This window comes from Larkinella fluvii, assembly GCF_051857545.1.
GTDB lineage: Bacteria > Bacteroidota > Bacteroidia > Cytophagales > Spirosomataceae > Larkinella.
In genome coordinates this window covers 156,116-176,993 of record NZ_JBPZHB010000003.1, presented here as the reverse complement: position 1 = coordinate 176,993, position 20,878 = coordinate 156,116, and the positions used below count along the sequence as shown (strand labels likewise).

Genomic DNA, 20,878 nt, shown 5'->3' with positions numbered 1-20,878 from the left:
CCCAAAGGCCCACCGTTCCGGATATGAGTGGTATTTTACCGGTTGGAATTGGAAACGGTGCCGTCCGGGTTCAGCGTGGTGTCCTGCACCTTCGACCCATTATAGACGACAAAGGTTGTATTGGAATGATCGCCCTCGCCAATCACTTTGGTAACGTCAATTTTGAGCGTGTGTACGAGATCGGTCGGACAGCCGGAAACTTCGCCGGTTTCATGAATCAGCGCCAGGTGGATCGTCGGCGGATAAATCATGATTTCGACCCCGTTCCAGACGGCCTTGAAGGATTCGGGCGAACAACCGCCTTTCACTTTCACCGTCAGGATGTTGCCGTCACGGGTGACTTTCTCGATGGTAAACTGGGTTCCTTCGGCTTTGGTACGGGCGTTCATCGCCCGGTCGAATTCTTCGGCACTTTTTTGCAGACTCGTCAGGTCTTTGTCCGACGGGGCCGGTTCGTTGGCCGAATCCTGGTTACAGGCTCCGAGCGTCAACAGGACGGCCAGGCTCAACAGAGCGGACATTTTTCGAACCATCAGGAAGCTGGATAGAATGGAATGGATTTTCATGGAAATAAGTCTGTTTAGTGTTTACTAAACCCATGACGTAACGCGCTGAACGAACGCTACAACCCATCGCATTTTTTTCAAAAACCGTCAGTTCAACGCCGTTCCGATCACGCATGTCCGGTTATACGCTTCCACGATCTCGCCAAACCGGTTCCAGTCCCGGCGCGTGGCGGCCGGAAACTGGCGCACAAAGGCCGGGCAGTCGCCAAACAAAGCCTCGTGTTCCTCGTCGATGGTTCCTTTTTTCACGATGCGCGCGTTGGTCTGGTCTTTCACCACCACGAAGCTGAGGTCTTTCGGATTGGTGCCGATCGTGAAATTGCCGAAGGTATACTCCGCGCTTTTCTTCCAGCCGCTGGCGTCGAAGTACAGCGTAATTTTGCCCGGATGGCTCAGCCGTTCAAGCAGAGCGGTTTTTCCGTCTTTGCGCGGATTGGGCACCCGCTCAAAAACCACCTGCTCCCGTTCGCGGGGAATGGCCCCGGTAGCATAGGCAAATTTTGGAATGTTCTGGGCCACCAGTCGGAGTTTCTCGCCTTTGAAGGTTACTTTTTTGTCGTCGGCAGTGCGCACTACGACGCTGGCCGGGGCGTCATTCACCATCGCGCCCACCCGGACTTTCCCGCGAATGGTATCGTTTTCGGTCGTTACGACATAGCCGTCGGTCCACGAGGTGATGGCTCCCAGCGGAGCATATTGGGCCATACCAACGGTGCTGCTCAACAGAGCCGCGAAGAAACTGATTTTTAACGTGTTCATGGTTGTTTACTTGGTTATTAAAAACAGGAATGTAAAATGAAAAATGATGAATACTAAATGTAAAAATTATGGACGCATGCGGGCAACTTTTGCATTTGGCGTTACTCATTTTTCATTTTAAATTCTTTTCAATCACTACCTCCGCAACAGCGGAACCGTCACCCGAAACTCCTCGCCGTCGTCTTTGATCTCCAGCGCGGGCAGGCCCAGCCGGCGGAAGCGGTCGGTGAGCGTCCCCAGTCCGATGGGAATGGCCGTTACGCGGAGCGGTTTGCGCTGAATCGGATTGGTGACCAGCAACTCACCGTCTCCTAGGGTCTCAATCGTCAGCCGCAACGGTTTTTCGGGCAAAATGACGTTGTACCGGATGGCGTTTTCGACCAGCGTCTGGAGCGTCAGCGGGGGCAGCATATCGTCCAGAAACCGGTCTTCCACCCGAATGTCGTACGAAATGGCCGAACCAAACCGCGTCTCAATCAGAAACAGATACGACCGGATAAACTCCACCTCGCTGCGGAGCGAAGTCAATTCCCGCTCGCCTTCCTGCAACAAATACCGGTAGACGCTCGCCAGTTCGTCCAGAAACGCCCCGGCCTGCTTTTTGTCCTCGGTAATCAGCGACGACAACGAATTGAGCGAATTGAACAGAAAATGCGGGTTGACCTGGTTTTTCAGCGTGTCATACTGGCTCTGCAAGGTCGCCTTTTTGAGTGCTTCGGCTTCCGTGATCGCTTCCCGGTTTTTCTGGAGGTAGTACATACTTTCGTAAATCGCCCCCACCAGCAGGGCAAACAGAAGTGCCATGCCGATGTGAATGAGGTAAACACGCGGAAATTCGGCGGGTGTAACCATCCCCGTAAAATCCACATGGCTCACCACCCAGGTTTCGATGGGTTGCACAGGAATGATCAGCAGCGAATACCCCAGAAACGTCGTCAGAATGCGCTGCCGGAACTGCGTCCGGTCGGCATAGCGCACCCGCACCTTCATTACCCACCACCGCAGCAATTGCCAGGCACAGGCGGTTGAAACCAGTCCCCAGAGAAAAGCCTGGGCAAAGAGACGCCAATCGTAGCCGTATTCATTCATGTAAAAGAACACGAACGGCAAAACCGCCACCGGTGTGCCGATGATTTGCAGCCATTTGTCGTTGATGGGCTCGACCCGGTTGATGGGTTGGGTCATGGTCACTTTGTTCACGGAATCGGGTTGTTCTCGTTTCGTATGGGCCGGATGCGAAGGCGTTAAACCGTTCGCTAAAAGTAGTTTACCGGCCATTTGTTTCAAAAGATAGTCGGTTGAATCCGCATTTTTAGCCCACAAACCGTCAGATTTCGGTATGGATTTTTCCCATACGGTTTTATTTCATTATTTTCAGGTTAAAGTAGAGTATTCCTACACAATATGAACTATTCCGATGAGTACCAATCTCTTCATCAAAAGGCTGTACCGACTGTCCGGACTGATCGTTCTGATCGGCACGCTGGCTTTTATGCCGAAAGCGGATCACAAAACCCTGGAAATTGGTGCTTCGGCCCCGGATTTCTCGCTGCCCGGCGTCGACGGAAAGCAGTATAGCCTGAAAAGCTTTGCCGGTTCACCCGCGCTGGTCATCGTGTTCAGTTGTAACCACTGCCCCACCGCGCAGGCCTACGAAGACCGCCTGATTCAGTTGGTGAAGGATTACAAACCCAAGAAGGTGAACTTTGTCGTTATCTCGCCCAACAGCCCGGCCACCGTGAGCCTGGCCGAACTGGGCTACACCGATCTGAGCGACAGTTTTGCCGAGATGAAGGTGCGCGCCAAAGCGAAGGGCTATAATTTTCCGTATCTCTACGACGGCGACACGCAAACCACGTCGGAGAAATACGGCCCGGTGGCGACGCCCCACGTTTTCATTTTCGACAAAGACCACAAGCTGCAATACGCCGGGCGGTTCGATGCGAAGGAAAAACCGGGCTCGGCCAACGCCGAAGATGCCCGGGCGGCTCTGGATGCGGTATTGGCTGGGCAGAAGGTGCCGATGGCGACGACCAAGACCTTCGGCTGTTCGGTAAAATGGATCGAAAAGAGTGATTACATTAAGAAACAGCAGGCTGAATGGGCGAAACGACCGGTTTCCCTGGCCGATGTGGACGTGGCCGGTCTGAAAAAACTGATCAAAAACGATTCCGACAAACTGCGGCTGATCAACGTCTGGGCGACCTGGTGCGGACCGTGTGTGCAGGAATTTCCGGAGTTCATCACCATCGACCGGATGTACCGCGAGCGGGATTTCGAGTTCGTGACGGTTTCGGCCGACAAGCCCGACAAAAAAGCCAAAGCCCTCGAATTTTTGAAGAAGAAAGAGGCTTCCAACCAGAATTACCTGTTCAGTTCGGACGACAAATACGCGCTGATCGAAGCCATCGATCCCAACTGGCAGGGTGCCCTGCCCTACACGATTCTGGTGGAACCGGGCGGCAAAATCGTCTACAGCAAACAAGGGCCGATCGATCCGCTGGAAATGAAACGGAAGATTGTGGAAAACCGGTTGATTGGGCGGTATTATTGAGAAGCAGTTTTTTAAAATAAATAATAAATGTAAAATGATGAATGCTAAATGTAAAAGTGTTTCAGGCGCGTCAGCCCACTTTTACATTTAGCATTCATCATTTTACATTTATTATTCCCCAAAAAGTCTCTTCATTTAATTAAAAAGTACATTTAACGATCAGGACACCGCTCCGATTGATTTTCATTTATAAATTTGTTTTCTCTTTCCGGGCTTTGACAAAACCCACCTTGAAAACCGCGAGCCTTCTGACAGGCCTGATTCTTAGTTTTTTTACGCTGGCAAACGCCCAGCAGTTCGCGGCCTCGGTGAAACACTACGGGCCGGAAAATGGCCTGTCGCACCGCGAAGTGAATGCCATTTCTCAGGACAAACAGGGGTTCATGTGGTTCGGAACCAAGTTCGGTCTCAATCGCTTCGATGGCAAAACCTTCACCACATTCACCAAGGGCCACAACGGACTTGATTTTGATGATATTCAGTCGATTGCCCGGGACGCCGACGGAAATTTGTGGCTGATGGGCCCCAAAAGCCAAACCAATATTGCGGTATTTAATCCGCAGACAAACCAGTCGATTGCGTTAAAGAAAAGGTTTGAAAAGCAACAACTTCCGACTTCATTTACGGATCTTCAGGGCTTGGTGAGCAGTGATAACGGAACCATTTACTTAACAAACTACCAACCCGCTGCGCTCCTCTCCTATCATCCGACCTCGGGCCTGCGGGTGGTTTCACTTCCGCAATTTAAGTCGCTGGGCACGTTTCGTACCACTGCCCACAACACCGTCTGGGCGATTGCGGATGAAAACCGGCTCGTTGAACTCACCGCCGATGGACGTATTGTCCATCAGTTTTCGCATGGAAAAGACGTCGTCAGTTGGTGTTGGGGGAAGCGTAACGCCGGAATTGAATTCTTCTATACGGTGTATAATCCGGCCCAAAAACAGCGTCACCGTTTTTTTAGCGTCGACGAATCGGGGCATCGGCGGGAGTGGTCACCGGCTTTGCTCGAATCGATGAAACGGTATAAAGGCCCCGTTTGCTATCCATTTGATCAAACCGGTGTGGTCTGGGATGGCATCAGTTTACGGGATTCAACCAACCGAACTTTACTCACCATTGCCGGACAAACATCTGGCGAAATCATTGAAAATCGGGACTTTTATCGCGATCAGAATGGGCAATTCTGGTTGGGAACCAGTTTTGGGGTTTATCAGGTAAAGTTGACTAAAAATCCCTTTCAACGATTCTTTTATCAGGAAAATAACAAAGCCCAACAAGTAGCAACCCGGGGCATCACCGTGCTGGGCGATCAGGTCTTCGCCAATCTGGAAAAACGGGGTCTCTTTGCGGTTCCGAAAGCGGGTGGCTTACCCAAAAAGTTGTACGGGAACACGGTTTTTGCGTACGGCTTAGCCTCGAATGGGCAGGGAAAAATCTACGCCGGAAACGGGAATCAACTGGTGCAGTATAGCCCCTCGTCAGGCAGGTACACCACCGTACAGTTGCCCGATGCGTCCTCCATCTGGGCTCTCCATCCGATGACCCCGGCGTCCTGGCTGGTCGGAACGTCAACCGGCCTTCGGTGGGTGGATACCCAAACCGGGCAGTCAAAACCATTTACGGCCTATCATCAATTTCCGGAACTCGCTCAGGCTCATGTGCTCCACATCGCTCCCGACCGGCAGGGTACCTTATGGATTTGCGCCAATTCGGGTTTGTATGCTGTTGATTCTACCAAAGGCGTCACGGCCCGTTACTGGAGTGGTGGCAAAGGCGGTTTTTACCTGCCCGCCGACAATTTTCAGCATTTCTACCAGGATGCGAAAGGCATTTACTGGCTGGCAACGGCCAACTCCGGCCTGATCCGCTGGGATCGCCCCAAAAACCGCTTTCGCCAGTTTCGACGTTCGGAAGGCTTATCGAACGATAATATTTACGCGGTTTACCCCGACCGGCGGGGCAATCTGTGGATGAGCAGCGACTACGGGATTATGCGGTTCGATCCGGTTCGGCTGACTACCCGGACGTATTTTGTGCAGGACGGCATTACCCACAACGAATTCAACCGGATTTCGCATTTTCAGGATAAAACCGGGCAAATTTATTTCGGCGGCCTCAACGGTATTACCGCTTTTGATCCACGGGATTTTGAAGCCGAAAAACCACCCGTTCCGCTACCGATGCGGATTATTTCTTTTCATCAGTTTGATCGTTCGTCCGATAAACTGATCGACAAAACCGGGGAATTAGTAAAAACCAACGAAATTGTTTTACAACCGGATGACCGAACGAGTGCCCTTGATTTTGCACTGCTGAATTTTACCGACGCCCAAAAAAACGTCTATGCCTATCAGTTTAAAGGCCTGGATCAGGACTGGACGTTTCAAACCGAGTCTTCCCTGCGGCTGAGTAATCTACCTTACGGTACCCATCAATTATTGATCAAGGGACAGGCCGCCAACGGGCAGTGGTCGGCCAACACGCTGGCGATTCAGGTCGAGGTTCTCCGGCCTTTTTACCTGCAAATCTGGTTTATTGTCCTGACGATTTTGCTGCTGATTGGCGGGATCTGGGGCTGGCTGCGGTGGCGCATCTGGAACCACCAGCAGGAACAGAAACAACTGCAAACCGAAATCCGACAAGCCACCGCCCAAATTCAGGACGACAAAGAAATCATTGCCCAACAGGCGCAGGTGCTGCAACGGCTGAACGAAACCAAATCCCGGTTTTTTGCCAATATTTCCCACGAATTCCGCACCCCGCTGACGGTTATTCTGGGCATGTCGTCGGAACTGAAACGGGATGATCCATCCAACCGGATTCGACAGGCATCCGACCTGATCGAACGCAACGGGAGCAACCTGCTGCGCCTGATCAACCAGATTCTGGATCTGTCGAAACTCGAAGCGGGCGAAATGCAACTCCAGTTCGGTCGGTCGGATCTGGTTCGCTTCAGCCGGTACCTCGCCGAATCGTTTCAGTCGATGGCGGACCGGAAGGCCATTCAACTCCATTTTTACACTGCTGTAGAAACCTGCGAAACGGATTTCGATCAGGATAAACTACAGGACATTCTTTCGAACCTGTTAACGAATGCCCTGAAATTTACTCCTGCTGGGGGTGATGTGTATTTCCATCTGTCCACCCACATCAACTGGAATCCGCCGGGCGAGGGGTTTTACGAGGATATTTCTCCCACCAAACACCGCGATGAACCCTGGTTTTCGATCTGGGTGCGCGACACCGGGCCGGGCATCGAACCCGACAGTTTGCACCACATTTTCGACCGTTTTTTTCAGGTTTCAACCCGTCCGGTTTCCGAAACCGGCGGAACCGGCATCGGGCTGTCGCTGGTGCGCGAACTGGTGTTGCTGATGAACGGCGGACTGGCGGTGCGGAGTTCACCCGGTGAGGGTGCCGAGTTTGTGGTCAGTTTCCCCCGCACCCAAAAGGCCCCGTTAGCCGACGTTGCGCTGGTCGACGTATCGCCAACCGACGCTGCGACCACCGGCCTTGTCCTGATCAGCCCGGAAAACCGTGCCGAAACCGAACCGGTGGTTTCGTTAGCCGGTGAAAAACCGGTGCTGCTGCTGGTGGAAGATAACGACGATGTCGCCACGTACATCCAATCCTGCCTCCGGAACGAGTACCGGATTCTGCGGGCTGAGAATGGTCAATTGGGTATCGATCTGGCGTTTGAACATATACCGGACCTGCTTTTGAGTGACGTCATGATGCCGCAGAAAGACGGTTTTCAAGTGTGTGATGAATTGAAGAACGATCCGCGCACCAGCCACATTCCCATCGTGTTACTGACCGCCAAAGCCGCTGCCAGCGACCGCATCAGCGGGCTCCGGCGGGGCGCGGATGCTTACCTGACCAAACCCTTTCAGCGGGAAGAATTGCGGGTGGTGCTGGAAAACCGGCTGCAGTCCCGGCGAATCCTGCAGGCGCATTACAGCCAACTGGCGCTAAAAACCGGCGCACCCGATCCGACAGTTGCCGAAGGAACCGATCCACTGGAAAACCTTTTCCTGCTGAAGCTGCGGACGACGCTGGAAGAGCAGCTGGACAATCCCGATTTTTCGATTGAGGCCATTTGCCAACGGATGCGCATGAGTCGCTCCACGCTTCACCTCAAGCTGGTTGCCCTCACCGGCATGTCCACCACCCGGTATATTCGGGCGCTTCGGCTGGGCAAAGCCAAAGAACTGCTGGCCGCTTCGGACCTGAATATTTCGGAAGTAGCCTACGCCGTCGGTTTCGAAGACCCCAAGTATTTCAGCCGGGTGTTTTCCGACGAATTCGGCATTTCGCCCGCCAATTTTCGCCTTTCGCGCCAGCATTGAACAATAGTCCACCTTTTCGGACAATAGTCCACCTCCCTACACACCTCGCTTGCGTATCCTTGTGTCGCTAACCAGGGCCCAAAAACCGGTCACTGGAAACTGCATTTTCCACCGGCAGGTGGCTCCTGCCCTTATTTAAAACAGCGACCATGAAAGAGTTAAACAAGACGGATTCGGATCGAATTCTGGATTTTCCAGCCGCCGGCATGTGGTGGCAAATTACCAAAGACACGAAAGACACCAACGGTGCTTTTTTTGAAGTCATCAATGTGTTGGTGCCCGGTTTTGAGGGGCCTCCGCAGCACATTCACCCCCAGGCCGAGGAAAGCTATCAGGTGCTGGAAGGTACGCTGGATGTGTGGATCGACGGCCAATGGCGATTGGTCAAACCGGGCGAAACCGCAACCGTTCCGGCGGGTGTACCGCATACGCTCAAAAATTCACATCCCGAACCGGTTCGGCTCCTCAATATCCACAAACCCGCCCTCGGTTTTGAGCGGTTTTTCCGGCGGATGCACACCCTGATTACCAGTGGAAAAATGACGCTGCCGCCAAAGAACTTCGGTTCCCTGATCCGGATTTCGATGCTTTTCGTCGACCACGAAAAAGAAATCAAGTCGGCCAACCCGCCCCACGGGCTCATGCGGTTTCTGGCCTTCGTGGGCAGTACGCTCGGGTACAAGTTGCCTGATTAACAACCTGCAAAAACCGCTACCATGCATCAGCCGATGCTCCGGCGGTTTCCATTTTTCTTCCTTAATCTATTCGTGTACGATGAAGAAACATTTTACTTCCCTATTCCCGACCCATGCCGTTGCAGCATTGCGTACCCGGTTTTTATTGCTGGGATGCCTGCTCGGTTTTTCACTGGTCGTTTCCGCCCAGACCACCCGGTTTGTATCGACGACCGGCACCAACGGTAATCCGGCGACGGCCACCAGTTGGGCCACCGCCACCGCTGATTTGCAGGGCGCCATCAACTCGCTCAGCGCAGGCGGTGAGGTGCGGGTCACCGGGGGAACCTACAAACCTACCACCAGCACCACCCTGAGTGGCGATATTGGAACGGGCGACCCGGGCAACAACAGTTACCACGTCATATCCAACTCAGACATCAGCAGTACGGCCATTCTGGATGGATTTGTCATTACGGGTGGTCATGCCAACTATGATGATACGATCGATTTCAGGAATAATGGTGCGGGAATGTTAAATACTAGCTCCAATCCCATTCTGACCAACTGTAGCTTTACGTCAAATTCCGCCGATTCGGGAGGGGGAGTCTATAATACTATCCGCAGCAGTCCCAGTCTGACCCATTGTCTCTTCTCTTTTCCCGCTAAGTTGTCCACTTTGGTTTGACTACATACAGTTGTCATTTGGGATAAAAATCTGACAACCTTTATCAAACTCAGACAGGCCCAATGTATTTGCTTGTACCTATGCGTTTGCTTATAATTCCTACTTTAATGGTTTAAACGCAGCAGCAAACCGCCTGTTACCTTTTTTCAGCAATCATTCAACGAATTAAGACATAGGTCATTCCATTACCGAAACCGCCAGGCGACTGATGCAGCCCGATCTCAACAAATCGGTTGGCACACTTGCAATAGCACCCATCTAGTGGTACACGGTGATTAGGAACGAAAAGCTTAGGTTCGTTGAACCCTGATCGAGCTGGTAACCACCTGCTCCCTTAACCAGGTCCATTAAACTACGTATGAAACGTTCGCTACACCCCGCCCTACTCGCTTTTGTTTCCCTGTTCTGGGGAAGTAATTGGATGGCCTGCGCCCAGTCAACCGAGATAGACAGTTTGAAACGACAATTGATCCAGCAACGCGCTGATACCAATCGGGTGCGTCGGCTGAACCGGCTGGGGCGTCTTTATCTCGACATCAAACCCGACACCACCTATCGACTCGCGCAACAGGCGTATCGGCTTGCGCAGCAATTGGACGATAAACCCGGTCAGGCCAAGGGACTTAGTATGATGGGCAGCAGTCTTTCCAGTCTGGGAGATTATCCGAAAGCTATTCGCTTTTTTCAGCAATCGCTTCAGATTAGCCGATCCATTCACGATCTGCCTGCCATTTCCGCCGTACTCAACAACATGGTTTCTCCCTATCAGGCGCAAAAAGACCACAAGCGCTCGCTCCGTCTGCTTAAGGAATCGCAACGAGTCTTTGACCAGGTTCACCGGAACGATCCACAAAGAGCCGTCCTAAATTATGCTATTCTATATAGCAATCTGGGAGAAGCTTACCTTCTGATCAATCAGTTGGATTCGGCCGACTATTACTTGAAAAAGGCCACACTGTTGACTGAACAGGAACAAGGCCGAATCGTTCTGGACCATAACCTCTACGTATTGGGCGATTTACACCTAAAGCGTCACGACACCACCACGGCACTTTCGTATTACCGCCGGGCTCTGGTGGCCGCCGGGCAAAGTAATTCGACGGTTATTATGGCGGATATTTATTTGAGCATTGCCTCCTTATACCAGGCAACCGGCGCTATAGATTCCAGCATCGTCAACGCCAGCCGGGCACTCGCAGCCGGACAGCAAACGAATTACCTCGATGGCATTCTATCCGCCAGCGAACTCCTGACGAAGCTCTACGAAGGGCGCAACAATACGCAGGCGCTGCGCTATTACAAAGTTGCCGTAGCGGCTAAGGACAGCCTCTTCAGTCAGGAAAAAATCAAACAACTCCTCACGCTTGGCTTTGAGGAACAGCAGCGTCAACAGGAACAGGCCGCTCTGGAGGCATCCTATCAAAACCGCATCCGTCTGTATGGGCTATCGGGGCTGATCGCCGTGGTGATGCTGGTGGCCGGGTTGCTTTGGCGAACCAATCAACGTCAACGACGTAGCAACCAGTTGCTGACTCGTCAAAAAACCGAACTCGATCAGCAGCGGGGCAAAGCGGAGCAGGCACTGGGGGAACTCCAGACGACGCAGGCTCAACTGATCCAAAAGGAAAAGATGGCCTCTCTGGGTGAACTCACGGCCGGAATCGCTCACGAAATTCAGAACCCCCTGAACTTTGTCACGAACTTCTCGGAAGTAAGCGGAGAGTTGGTGCAGGAACTAAAAGAAGAAGCTTCAGCGGGTCGACTGGAAGATGTGCTGGCGATCGCCGACGATTTAACCATGAACCTTCAAAAGATCAACCACCATGGCAAACGGGCGGATTCGATTGTCAAAGGCATGCTGGAGCATAGTCGCAGTAGCACCGGAGAGCGGCAAGTCGCCGATCTTAACGCGTTGACGAATGAATACTTGAAACTGGCCTATCACGGGCTTCGGGCGAAAGATAAAGACTTTAATGCCGAACTGGTGACCAACTTTGATGGCAATCTATCGCCCATCGAACTGGTTCCCCAGGACATGGGCCGGGTGTTGCTAAACCTGTACAATAATGCCTTTTATGCCGTTGCGGAGCGGCAAAAGGCGACACCGAAAGGGTATCGGCCGACGGTGACGGTGAGTACCCATCGCAGCAACGGGAAGGTGGAAATCCGGGTAAAAGATAATGGTACCGGCATTCCGGAATCGGTCAAAGCCAAAATCTTTCAACCCTTCTTTACTACTAAGCCCACCGGGCAGGGAACCGGGCTTGGTTTATCGATGAGTTATGACATCATCACTAAAGGACACGGTGGAAGCCTGGAAGTGGAAACGCAGACGGGTGATGGCACCGAAATGGTGGTCAGGTTGCCGGCGTAAATAGCGGTTTTTGCCCGCAGTTAATCACAACAAATCCACACTTAATTTAGGAAACGCATCCTCTCGGTGGTAGGTCTAATCGGCCCCTTAGCCGCTGGTGGACAATCAAAATTGATTTTTAATCCCCAGTTTGGTAAGGCGATCTTATCTCAAATCCTGGCCAGTCAAACTTGGAGAATCGGGTCTGTATGACCTGAACTCATATCCTGATCTGTCATCAAAAGCAGTAACAATTACCAAAACGGTCAATGATCTATCCCAACCCGTTAGCCGAAGTTTCATCCCTTCCCTATGGACACTCACCTACTGCTTAAAACGTTACGGGAAAGACATCATTTTCCCCAAGAAGAGTTCCAGAAATTTATTCTGCTTTTTCAGGAGCGATTTGTTCCTAAAAATGAATTGCTCTTTCAGCAGGATGCTGTGGTCAAACACCTGGCATTTGTCTTGAAAGGCTGCCTCAGACAATACCACAACACCCCGGAAGGAACCGAACGAACCATATTTTTTGCCGAAGAAGGATGGTGGTGTGGCGAAATGGATAGCTTTATCAACCGCACTCCCTCAACCATGAGCATGCAGGCGCTGGAAGATTGCCAGTTGATTTATCTCAACCGGGAAAACTGGGAATATGCCACCCGAACGATTCCGGACTATGCGCTTTACCAGATTATCAACCGGGGGCACACCGTGGCCAAGCTTAAAAACATGCTCAGCAACATGGCCACGGAAACGCCGGACGAAAAATACCGCCGAATCATGAAAGAATCCCCCCACTGGATCAACCGTATTCCTCAATACCACATCGCCAGTTATTTGGGCGTAACCCCCGAGACGCTCAGCCGCATTCGAAAAAGAAACCGGCACTTATGAACTTTCTTGATTCAAATCAATTTTTTACCGGCTCCCGGTAAGTTGCTTTGTCCTATCGCTAAAGAAAATGCTATGAAACCTTGTGAAGTAATCAATCTGGGCAATGGCCTGGAAATCCATTTTTGTTTAGATGCGGCCGACACCAACGCCCAGTTTACGCTCTTCAAAGTCGTGATTCATCCCAATGCGAAAGTGCCAGCTGCGCACTATCATGACCATTTCGATGAAACCCTGTACAGCTTGAAAGGATCGCTTACCTTGACGGTGGATGATCAGGCTCTGCAACTCCGGCCCGGTGATCATTACTTTATTAAAAGAGGCCGGATTCACAGCTTCACGAACGACTCCGACGAAACGGTGGAAATCCTGGCCTACGCCAATCCCGGCGTGTTCACAGCCAATTACTTCAAAGACATTCTTGGCGTATTAAAGGCCGGTGGTCCGCCGGATATGGGCCGATTGAAGGCCATTATGCTGGAGCATGGCCTGGTGCCCGTGGCCAACTGACCAACCGGTTTGAGGTTGTAGTAGGCGGTTTTTTGGGCTACCGAAACCCGGCTGTTCCCAGCGTATCCACCGGGTTGGTCAGCAAGGATGATCGGTCCGCGCCAAATGCGGTTGGTTTTCGATATAACCGCTCATCAATTCGTGCCAGCCGTTTCAATTCAATTCATGGCCACATCAGCATCCCCTCGTTCGGACGGATCTAGTGGCCCCTCTCCATTCGATATGACTTTACATTCTACTATACATTGGCAACCAGTTTTATCTGCTGGTCGTTTTCCTTGGCTTTTCGATGGCCGTTTCGGCGATGGATAAGGAGCCAGACAAAGCAGCTACGGGGCAGCCGGATTGGGTGGATGGGACCAATTCCAATCGCAACGCTGCCGCCGAAGAATTCGGCGTTTCGCCCGGTCAATACCGCCATTCTGACCAAATTTAAACAATAGTCCACCTTTTCGAACAATAGTCCACCTCCCTACACACCTCGCTTCCGTATCCTTGTGTTTCCAAACAGGGTCGGCCACCCCACCCCACGGACTCATGCGGTTTCTGGCGTTTGTGGGCAGTACGCTCGGCTACAAGTTGCCGGACTGACAACCCGCAAAATCCGCCCACCCATCCGCGCACCGATGCCCTGGCGGATTTCTTTTTTTGTCCTTAATCTATTTGTGTACGATGAAGAAACGTTTTACTTCCCTATTCCCGACCCATGCCGTTGCGGCATTTCATTCCCGGTTTTTTTGGCTGGGTTGCCTGTTCATTTGGTCCGTGGCAGCCTCCGCCCAGACGACCACTCGGTTTGTGTCGACGACCGGCACCAACTCCAATCCGGCGACGGCCACCAGTTGGGCCACGGCCACGGCTGATTTGCAGGGGGCCATCAACTCGCTCAGCGCGGGCGGTGAGGTGTGGGTCGCCGGGGGAACCTACAAACCCACCACCGGTACCGACCGCGAGATTTGGTTTAACATGAAGAACAACGTGGCCATATACGGCGGTTTTGTGGGAAACGAAGCCAATCGCAGCGACCGGCCCCCAATCAATCTGACCACCCCGTCCAGCACCACCCTGAGTGGCGACATTGGTAATGAGGGCGACCCGGGCGACAACAGCTACCACGTCATATACAACCTAGGCATCACCAGTACGGCCATTCTGGACGGGGTGGTCATTACGGGCGGAAATGCCAACTATGATAATACAAACGATTACAGGAGTATCGGGGGGGGAATGTATAATGCCATTTCCAGTCCCATTCTGACCAACTGTCGTTTTATCTCGAATAAAGCCAACACGGATGGGGGGGGAATGTATAATGCCAGTTCCAGTCCCATTCTGACCAACTGTAGCTTTACGTCAAATTCCGCTAATGGAGTAGGCGGGGCGATGATTAATAATAATTCCAATCCCAGTCTGACCAACTGTAGTTTTACGTCAAATACCGCTGGTAGGTTTGGGGGGGGAATGGCTAATAGTGCATCTAATCCCAGCCTGACCAACTGTAGTTTTACGTTAAATTCCGCTAATTTCACTGGGGGGGGGATGGATAATAATAATTCCAATCCCAGCCTGACCAACTGTACTTTTGCATCAAATACCTCCAGTCAGGGAGCAGGAATGTTTAGTGATAATTCCGGCAACTCCAGTCTCATCAATTGCATCTTCTGGAACAATGACGGAAATAATACGCTATATAATGGTACAAGTGCTACGGTTACGGCCAGTTATTGCCTGTTCGAGCCTTCGGTAACGGGCTATACCAGCTCTAACAGCCTGACCACCACCACTTCGCCCTTTGTCAGTTCGGATAACTTCCAACTCACCACCTGTTCCCCGGCCATCAATGCCGGTGATCCGGCCAGTGCCACGGCGGTCTCCGGACCCTACAGTGTCACGGCCCTACCCCAGACGGATCTGGCCGGAAATGCCCGCATCTACGGAAACCGGGTCGATATGGGTGCTTACGAGCTTCAGCAAGAACCGGCGGCTCGCATCATCGTGTCAACCCTGGCTTCTTCCGCCAGCGTCACCATCGGACAAGCGGTCAGTCTGTCGGCAACGGTAGCTGGCGGCAGTACCCTGAGTTATGACTGGGCCGCCCCGGCCGGAGCCACCCTGAGCAGCACCACGGCCAACCCCGTGAGCGCTACCCTGCTCACCACCGGCCCCAAAGCCTTCATGGTGACGGTCACCAATCTTACTTCGGGCTGCACCGCCACCAGCAGCGTTACCGTCACCGTAACCAGCAATGATGTTCCCTCGACCACCCGGTTTGTGTCGACAACCGGCACCAACTCCGATCCGGCGACGGCCACCAGTTGGGCCACCGCTACATCTGATTTGCAGGGGGCCATCAACTCGCTCAGCGCGGGCGGGGAGGTGTGGGTAGCCGGGGGAACCTACAAGCCCACCACCGGAACCGACCGCAATAGTAGCTTTAGCCTGAAGAACAACGTGGCCATTTACGGCGGTTTTGTGGGAAATGAAGCCAATCGCAGCGAGCGGCCCGCCCTCAACCTGACCACCCCGTCCAGCACCACCCTGAGTGGCGACATTGGAACGGGCGACCCGGGCGACAACAGTTACCACGTCATATCCAACACAGACATCACCAGTACGGCCATTCTGGACGGGTTTGTGATTACGGGTGGCAATGCCAACTTTGACGACACGAACGATCCCAGGAATTCTGGGGGGGGAATGGCGAATGCCAATTCCAGTCCCAGCCTGATCAACTGTCTTTTTATAGCAAATACCGCTATTAGTAATGGGGGAGGAATGTATAATGATAGTTCCAATCCCAGCCTGACCAACTGCAGCTTTACGTCGAATGCCACCGATTATGGCGGAGGGATGTATAATGTTGCTTCCAGTCCCAGCCTGACTAACTGTCTTTTTACGTCAAATTCCGCTAGTTCCTTTGGAGGGGGGATGTATAATAATATCGACGCCAGTCCCGTCCTGGCCAACTGTAGTTTTAATTCAAATACCGCAGGAAATAATGGCGGGGGGATGTATAATTATATTTCCAGCCCCAGCCTGACCAGCTGTAGTTTTACGTCAAATATCGCTATTACCTATGGTGGGGGGATGTATAATAATACCGACTCCAGCCCCATCCTGACCAACTGTAGCTTTACGTCAAATACCGCCAATGAGGCAGGGGGAGGGATAAATAATGACAGTTCCAGTCCCATCCTGACCAATTGTCGTTTTAATTCAAATAGCGCAACGTATGGTGGGGGAATTAATAATAATAATTCCAGTCCCAGCCTGACCAACTGTACTTTTGCATCAAATACCGCCACCAATCAGGGAGGGGGAATGTATAGTGAAAACTCCGGCAATCCCAGTCTCATCAATTGCATCTTCTGGAACAATGGCGGAACTAATACGCTAATTAGTAGTTATGGTGCGACGACAACAGCCCATTATTGCCTGTTCGAACCTTCGGTAACGGATTACACCGGCTCCAACATCCTGACCACCACCACTTCGCCCTTTGTCAGTTCGGATAACCTGCAACTCACGACCTGTTCGGTGGCCGTCAATGCCGGTGATCCGGCCAGTGCCACGGCGGTCGCCGGGCCTTACAGTGTCACGGCCCTGCCCCAGACGGATATGGCGGGCAATCCCCGCATCTTCGGAAACCAGGTCGACATAGGCGCTTACGAGCTTCAGCAAGAACCGGGGGGGATGAGCATATCAACCCTGGCTTCTTCCGCCAGCGTTTGTGTCGGGCAATCGGTTAGTCTGTCGGCAACGGTAGAGGGCGGCAGTAATCTGAGTTATGGCTGGGCCGCCCCGGCCGGCGCCAGCCTGAGCAGCACTTCGACCAACCCCGTGAGTGCCACCCTGCTCACCACCGGCCCCAAAGCCTTTACGGTGACGGTCACCGACCTCAGCTCGGGCTGCACCGCCACCAGCAGTGTCACCGTAACCGGCAGTGTGGCTCCCACAGCGGTGATTACGCCATCGAGCGCGACGCTGACCTGTGCCAGTCCGACCGTCAGTCTAACCGCCAGCGGGGGAAGTTCGTATCGCTGGGACGACAACTCCACCAACGCCATCCGAACTGTCAGTGTTGCCGGACCGTACTCGGTCACCGTCACGGCGGGCGGGAGTTGTTCGGCTGTGGCCGGTATAACGGTTTCGGGCAATGATAGCGGTACTCCTGCGCCCCCCAACCTGACCAGCACGACTGTCACCCAGGGAGCGCCAACGGTCAACCTGACCGCCAGCAATTGTGCCGGAACCCTCACCTGGAACGGCCCGGGCGGTGCGTCGGGAACCGGAGCTATTGCCGTGCTGACCACAAACACCGGCATATTCGTCTATCAGGCCACTTGTACCGTCGGTGGTTGTGTCAGTGATCCCGCCAGTGCCACCGTGGTGGTCACCGCTCCGACCGTCACCGGTTCTTTTGACGGGTTTATCTACGGCGCCGACTGCTCAAGTTTCCGGGGCTGGGCCTGGGATCGTAATAAATCCAATACCGCCATTTTGGTCGAGATTCTGGTGGATTCCGAAAGCAAGGGGACTATTCTGGCCAACGAGTTTCGGCAGGATTTGAAAGATGGCGGAAAAGGCAATGGGATTCATGCCTTTCGGTGGGTCATTCCGGATGATCTGAAAGATGGTGAAGTACATACGCTCTCAGCCGTTGTGGCGGGTAGCGGTTTCACCCTCAAAGACGGACCGAAAACCATCCGCTGCCAGAACGGCACCCCTCCGCCCCCACCCAACAAGCCGCCCGTCGCCCCCGCAATGACGCCATTGACCATCCAGCAAGGGGTGAATTTTACCACGACCTTACCCGTTTTCACCGATCCAGAAAATGGTATCCTGAGCTATGCGCTGGCGGGCCTGCCCGGTGGGCTGACCTTCACCAGTGGTACCCGGCAGATGAGCGGAAAAACCGAGATCGCAGGAAGCTTCGCGCTGACTTACTCGGCGACCGATGATAAAGGAGCAACCAACAGTGTAAGTTTCAACCTGACCGTCAATCCGGCCGAAACCGTTGTCACGGGCAGTTTCGAAGGCTATCTGGACAAACTCGATTGCGGAGGCATTCGCGGCTGGGTCTGGGACCGCAACAAACCCAACACGCCGATCACCGTCGAGTTTTACCTCGAACCCAGTCCGGGAACCATCACGCCTTTGGGCAGTACGCTGGCCAATATTTACCGGGTCGATCTGAAAGAGGCCGGAAAAGGCAATGGGGCTCATGCGTATAATTTCACGCCACCGGGCAGCGTCACCAACGGCACCAGGGTGCTGGCGCGGGTGCTGGGTTCTACGTTTATCTTGAAAGGGTCACCGAAGGAATACCAGTGTAATGCCCCAACCCGGTTGTCAGCCGAATCCACGACCGCGCTTGAGGTAATGGTATTGGGCAACCCGGTTTCGAATCAGGTTGAGGTAGAAATCCGGGGAGCCGAAGGAAAACCGCTGCACGTGCAATTGACAGACATCAATGGGCATCTGGTCAGTGAGCAGCGGGTACCGCAGGCGGCTACCGTCGAACACCACCGGCTCCTGGTTTTCCATCAGGCACCGGGCGTGCTTCTGTTGCGGGTCAGTACGCCGACACAACAGAAAACCGCCCGGATTTTGAAAGGAAAGTAAGGCAGGTACGAAAGGTATTCCGAAGCCTTTCGTTGGTCGAACTGCCATTTTCTTTTTGAGGGGTTAAAAGGCCCTGATTGAAACTTTTAACCCCCTCAAAAAGTGGTAGAGGATACCGGTTTTCATTTCCCATCCAAACCGAATCTTTCTAAGCAATGTGGTTTTATGAAATTGCTTTTTTGCAATTCCGGTGAGTGGTCTTGCCCGACCAAAATTTGATACCTTTTTGAATCTTTTATTTCTTCTCACAGTACATGAGAAATTTGGCTCTTATAGTGAAACCTTCACCAGATCCTCAACACTGGTGGTGATCAACCGTCTAACTCAAATCTAATTATGAAACATGAACCTATTCTCACGATAGCAGCCACGGGACTTTTAACGGGTTGTATATTAGGAATGATTGGAGCTTTCGTGCCATCGGATGTAGTCCGAAATGTGCTGTGGGCGATTGATAGTTCCGGGCTTATTTTGGCTGCCGCCTTACTAACGCTCTACTTTTTTAGAAAAGGAAATGATATCGTTGCTGCAGGGTTTCTCATATTTGCCATTGCAGAAAGTATTATCTTTTTCAGTTGCGCCGGGGCTTTAACTGAAAGTATTCCTGCGTTTGGAACGGGGACCTGCTTGTGGGCTTTATCCATCGCGGTGATCAGTTCTCAACGCGTATTTCCCTGGTTTGTACGAGGCACCGGTATAATCTCCGCCTTGCTATTTGTGATCGTTGCCTTCCTCATATTTACCGGACATGCGATTACCGCATTGACTCAACCCTTGCCCTTCTTTGCTTATCCGTTTTATGCCGCAACGCTGGCTGGCTGGGCATGGACACTGCGGTACCGAAAACACACTTTTATCAACGTTACCTAACTGAAACGAATGAAGCCGGTCGACCAGCCAACGGCTTGTCATGGTCCCTCGATTCCGTCAGTGGGTAATCTACGCATGGTTCTACGACCCGGTATATTCGGGTGCTTCGGCTGGGCAAAGCCAAAGAACTGCTGGCGGCTTCGGATCTGAATATTTCGGAAGTCGCTTACGCCGTCGGGTTTGAAGACCCCAAGTACTTCAGCCGGGTATTCTCCAACGAATTCGGCATTTCGCCCGCCAACTTTCGCCTTTCCGCCCCCAATTAAGCAATAGTCCACCTTTTCGGACAATAGTCCACCTCCCTACACACCTCCCTTCCGTATCCTTGTATCGATAACCAGCGCCCAAAAACCGGGTCGCTTGAAGACGTCCGTTTTTGGGCGATTACGGGTTCCTGACGCGCTTTTACAAGTAAAAAACCTGTGACCATGAATGAGTTAAACAAGACCGATTCGAACCGAATTCTGGATTTTGCAGCCGCCGGGATGTGGTGGCAGATTACCAAAGACACCAAAGATACCAACGGTGCTTTTTTTGAAACCATCAATGTGCTGGTGCCCGGTTTTGAGGGACCTCCGCAGCACATTCACCCCCAGGCCGAGGAAAGCTATCAGGTGCTGGAAGGCACGCTGGATGTGTGGATCGACGGACAGTGGCGGCTGGTCAAACCGGGCGAAACCGCCACCGTTCCGGCGGGTGTGCCGCATACGCTCAAAAATTCACACGCCGAAGAGGTTCGGCTCGTCAATATCCACAAGCCCGCCCTCGGTTTTGAGCGGTTATTCCGACGGATGCACACGATGATTACCAGTGGAAAACTGACACTGCCGCCGAAGAACTTCGGTTCCCTGATTCGGATTTCGATGCTTTTCGTCGACCACGAAAAAGAAATCAAGTCGGCAAATCCACCCCACGGACTCTTGCGGTTTCTGGCCTTTGTGGGCAGCACGCTCGGCTACAAGTTGCCTGATTAACAACCTGCAAAAACCGCTACCATGCATCAGCCGATGCTCCGGCGGTATTCATTTTTTCTTCC

At 52.7% G+C, this 20,878-nt stretch carries 14 protein-coding genes and 1 pseudogene; 12 read left to right on the top strand and 3 right to left on the bottom strand.

Going from position 1 to position 20,878, the window contains the following annotated elements; genetic code table 11:
• Window positions 1-35: 35 nt before the first annotated feature.
• The 3 genes from ACS5NO_RS08240 to ACS5NO_RS08230 form a co-directional block, all read right to left on the bottom strand.
• The gene (locus ACS5NO_RS08240) at window positions 36-566 is read right to left on the bottom strand and encodes a hypothetical protein (protein ID WP_439414695.1); all 531 of its coding nucleotides are present in this window, start codon (window positions 564-566) and stop codon (window positions 36-38) included.
• Window positions 567-653: 87 nt separating this feature from the next.
• The gene (locus tag ACS5NO_RS08235) at window positions 654-1,325 is read right to left on the bottom strand and encodes a hypothetical protein (RefSeq protein ID WP_439414694.1); all 672 of its coding nucleotides are present in this window, start codon (window positions 1,323-1,325) and stop codon (window positions 654-656) included.
• Between the two features lie 135 nt (window positions 1,326-1,460).
• The gene (locus ACS5NO_RS08230) at window positions 1,461-2,603 is read right to left on the bottom strand and encodes a sensor histidine kinase (protein ID WP_439414693.1); all 1,143 of its coding nucleotides are present in this window, start codon (window positions 2,601-2,603) and stop codon (window positions 1,461-1,463) included.
• Window positions 2,604-2,742: 139 nt separating this feature from the next.
• On the opposite strand from ACS5NO_RS08230, the gene ACS5NO_RS08225 reads away from it, so the two are divergent.
• From ACS5NO_RS08225 to ACS5NO_RS08170, 12 genes and pseudogenes are all read left to right on the top strand, one after another.
• Window positions 2,743-3,879, top strand: a complete 1,137-nt coding sequence (locus ACS5NO_RS08225; RefSeq protein ID WP_439414692.1) for a redoxin family protein — start codon at window positions 2,743-2,745, stop codon at window positions 3,877-3,879.
• 230 nt (window positions 3,880-4,109) lie between these two features.
• On the top strand, window positions 4,110-8,231 hold the full coding sequence (locus tag ACS5NO_RS08220; protein WP_439414691.1) for a two-component regulator propeller domain-containing protein: 4,122 nt from the start codon (window positions 4,110-4,112) through the stop codon (window positions 8,229-8,231).
• 149 nt (window positions 8,232-8,380) lie between these two features.
• A complete protein-coding gene (locus ACS5NO_RS08215) occupies window positions 8,381-8,926 on the top strand; it encodes a cupin domain-containing protein (protein WP_439414690.1) in 546 nt (181 codons plus the stop codon).
• A 79-nt stretch (window positions 8,927-9,005) separates the two neighbouring features.
• On the top strand, window positions 9,006-9,593 hold the full coding sequence (locus ACS5NO_RS08210) for a right-handed parallel beta-helix repeat-containing protein (protein WP_439414689.1): 588 nt from the start codon (window positions 9,006-9,008) through the stop codon (window positions 9,591-9,593).
• 358 nt (window positions 9,594-9,951) lie between these two features.
• On the top strand, window positions 9,952-11,967 hold the full coding sequence (locus ACS5NO_RS08205) for a tetratricopeptide repeat-containing sensor histidine kinase (protein WP_439414688.1): 2,016 nt from the start codon (window positions 9,952-9,954) through the stop codon (window positions 11,965-11,967).
• Window positions 11,968-12,258: 291 nt separating this feature from the next.
• Window positions 12,259-12,840 carry a Crp/Fnr family transcriptional regulator gene (locus ACS5NO_RS08200; protein WP_439414687.1) on the top strand — a complete coding sequence of 194 codons (582 nt, stop codon included), beginning with the start codon at window positions 12,259-12,261 and terminating at the stop codon, window positions 12,838-12,840.
• 72 nt (window positions 12,841-12,912) lie between these two features.
• Window positions 12,913-13,347, top strand: coding sequence for a cupin domain-containing protein (locus ACS5NO_RS08195; protein WP_439414686.1), 435 nt, complete (start codon window positions 12,913-12,915; stop codon window positions 13,345-13,347).
• Between the two features lie 304 nt (window positions 13,348-13,651).
• Window positions 13,652-13,783, top strand: a complete 132-nt coding sequence (locus ACS5NO_RS08190) for a hypothetical protein (protein WP_439414685.1) — start codon at window positions 13,652-13,654, stop codon at window positions 13,781-13,783.
• 236 nt (window positions 13,784-14,019) lie between these two features.
• On the top strand, window positions 14,020-18,972 hold the full coding sequence (locus tag ACS5NO_RS08185; protein ID WP_439414684.1) for a choice-of-anchor Q domain-containing protein: 4,953 nt from the start codon (window positions 14,020-14,022) through the stop codon (window positions 18,970-18,972).
• A 336-nt stretch (window positions 18,973-19,308) separates the two neighbouring features.
• Window positions 19,309-19,842, top strand: coding sequence for a hypothetical protein (locus tag ACS5NO_RS08180; RefSeq protein ID WP_439414683.1), 534 nt, complete (start codon window positions 19,309-19,311; stop codon window positions 19,840-19,842).
• Between the two features lie 92 nt (window positions 19,843-19,934).
• A pseudogene (locus ACS5NO_RS08175) lies at window positions 19,935-20,108 on the top strand (helix-turn-helix transcriptional regulator); the annotation flags it as partial.
• A gap of 162 nt (window positions 20,109-20,270) precedes the next feature.
• Window positions 20,271-20,816, top strand: a complete 546-nt coding sequence (locus ACS5NO_RS08170) for a cupin domain-containing protein (RefSeq protein ID WP_439414682.1) — start codon at window positions 20,271-20,273, stop codon at window positions 20,814-20,816.
• Window positions 20,817-20,878 lie beyond the last annotated feature (62 nt).